The sequence below is a fragment of the Lactobacillus kefiranofaciens genome, assembly GCF_900103655.1.
GTDB classification, from domain to species: Bacteria; Bacillota; Bacilli; order Lactobacillales; family Lactobacillaceae; genus Lactobacillus; species Lactobacillus kefiranofaciens.
Map to the genome: position 1 here is coordinate 1 of NZ_FMXC01000075.1, position 2,307 is coordinate 2,307.

Genomic DNA, 2,307 nt, shown 5'->3' on the forward strand with positions numbered 1-2,307 from the left:
GCTAAATTAGATCGAATGTTAAACCACATAAAATATTAAGAAATTAAGGTCAGACTAATGGTTTTTGGACTACCGCAAAAATATTGACACTTACAAACTGCTTTTATTAATTGAACTTATCTATTTATAGGCTTAAAATGTATTTGTATCTTTTAAATTTAAGGCTAAGTTGGTGTATATAAAGTGACAAAAAAATTTTATGCTGTAAAACAATGGTTAGACAATACGGAAAATGGAGAATCGATTAATACTAATGATTTAATAGCTTACGTCGATGGATCAAAATTGAATAATATTGAAGGGTATGGATCAGGAGTAGTCATTCTTGATTCCAAGGGCTCTCTTGTATATAAAAAAAGTTTTAAAGGTGATCAGAAGAAATATCTTGATTCTAAACAAATTGCTGGTGAGACTAATGCTACGTTACATGCTGTAGGTTGGGCCATTGCTAATAAGTATAATAGCATTTTAATTAAGTACGACTACATAGGTATAGAAAATTGGGCAACTGGATCATGGAAAGCAAATAAGAAGGTAGCCATTGACTACAAAAATAAAATTAATGAATTAAAGGAAAAAATAAAAATAGAATTTAGCAAAGTGAAAGCACATTCTAATAACGAATTTAATGACATGGCTGATATGTTAGCTAAAAGTGCATTAGAAGATGACAAACATACAGAAAATAGTAATGGTAGCCATAGTTTAAGGGGAATAGAGAATGAAGACTTACAAGCTTTAATTAAAATTATTAATGAGGATAAGAAATTACGAGTAGAGTCATTTGAAGATTCTGATGATAATTCCGAAAATAAAATTATTTATAAATTTTATGATAAAGACAATAATTGTGCCACTGTAACTTATTTTAAAAAAATATGCTATGTTTAGTACAAGGAAAAAAAAGATCATCTGTGGTAGAACAATCAGTTGCATACTTAGTCCCTTTAGTAGAATCTAGTGAAGCGGTAATAGAAACTTTATCTGACTTTAACACGAATATTAATAAACAACGAATTGAGAAACTTTTCAATAAATTAATTCCAGATTATCAAGGAGGACAAAGCAACCAAAAGTATGAAAATATGTTATATCAATCAGTGTTCAATTATGATAGTAATTCAGAATCTTATGAGTATACTTACAAGATAACTCCAGCTTTAAGACTTTCCGAATATTATTTAGGTGAAATATTCGAAAAAATCGATGGTGGTCATGAATGCGTTGTTAATAAATGGGGTTATCATCGATTTAATAATGCCTTTGAACCCACTTCTGAACATCATCTTAAAAGTTCATTCAAAGATATTTTAAGCGACGATGAAAAGGTTCGCTTTGTTGAATCTCTGTATAATTTTTATAATTCTGAAAGATCAAAATATTTCCATACAAATGATGATGCATTAGATACATTAACTGTTGATTCTAATCAAGAGGCAAAAGATATTCTCAAAGAAGCTTTTGAACTATTTGACAAATATTATATATATTTTGTATAGTTAGATTTTAAGTTGGGAGGATGACATGTTAAATTTCAAATATATAGGTGAACCTGGAACCATAGAAAGACTTAGTATAGAAAGTTACCAGTATGACTGTATTTTTGTTTCATTTAGCAATGATGCTCCTTACTATGCAATAAAAAATAATCTTAGCTTTGAAACTAAAGATAGTGGAAGTATTTTAGTCGATACTGCTTTTAGAACGGGAAATAAGGAGACGCGTTTTCGTTCTTTTAGTGTAATCAATGGAAAAATTGATAGGAAAAGTGCTAAAGTCATTAAAATTTCTCGCAATAATAAAATTAGAATAGCTTCAAATCAACTTTTGGCTAATCGGATAACAACAACAGATTATAGTAGTTTCAATAAGACACAATTAGAATTATTAAAAATAGGAGTGTCAATTTAATGCCTATAATCTCTATTTATTTTTTGGATGTATTCATTTTCTGGTAAGTATTTTTTATATGGCAAACTTAGAAAATCTTTTCTTTTTAATTGTTTGAGCTAAGCTATTATCCCCAACTAGATCTTAGCTTGATAATGGCCAATTTTTTCGATTTCACATCACTAGATGATTTAAATTCAGCAAAGCTTAACTCATATGCTTAAATGTGTGATTAATCAATTAAAATATAACTATGAAACATTCTACTATTATATTTTATTATGAGCCAATAATTACTGATTGTTTCTAAATATTTTTTATATGTAAGTGTCAATATTTTTGCGGTAGTCCAAAAACCATTAGTCTGACCTTAATTTCTTAATATTTTATGTGGTTTAACATTCGATCTAATTTAGC

Annotated in this window: 3 protein-coding genes; all 3 read left to right on the forward strand. The window is 28.2% G+C overall.

Annotated elements, in window-relative coordinates; translation table 11 throughout:
* Nucleotides 1-183 precede the first annotated feature (183 nt).
* From BLP58_RS11645 to BLP58_RS11655, 3 genes are read left to right on the forward strand one after another with little or no spacing between them, the layout of a single operon-like run.
* A complete protein-coding gene (locus tag BLP58_RS11645) occupies nucleotides 184-891 on the forward strand; it encodes an RNase H family protein (protein WP_013851187.1) in 708 nt (235 codons plus the stop codon).
* Between the two features lie 23 nt (nucleotides 892-914).
* Nucleotides 915-1,499 (forward strand): type II toxin-antitoxin system RnlA family toxin, encoded by a 585-nt coding sequence (locus BLP58_RS11650; protein ID WP_013851186.1) that lies wholly within the window; start codon nucleotides 915-917, stop codon nucleotides 1,497-1,499.
* Between the two features lie 25 nt (nucleotides 1,500-1,524).
* A complete protein-coding gene (locus BLP58_RS11655; RefSeq protein ID WP_013851185.1) occupies nucleotides 1,525-1,911 on the forward strand; it encodes a type II toxin-antitoxin system RnlB family antitoxin in 387 nt (128 codons plus the stop codon).
* Nucleotides 1,912-2,307 lie beyond the last annotated feature (396 nt).

What these genes read in the sequence shown, in the direction of transcription:
- BLP58_RS11655 (WP_013851185.1), top strand. Translation starts at nt 1,525, where the DNA reads ATGTTAAATTTCAAATATATAGGTGAACCTGGAACCATAGAAAGACTT.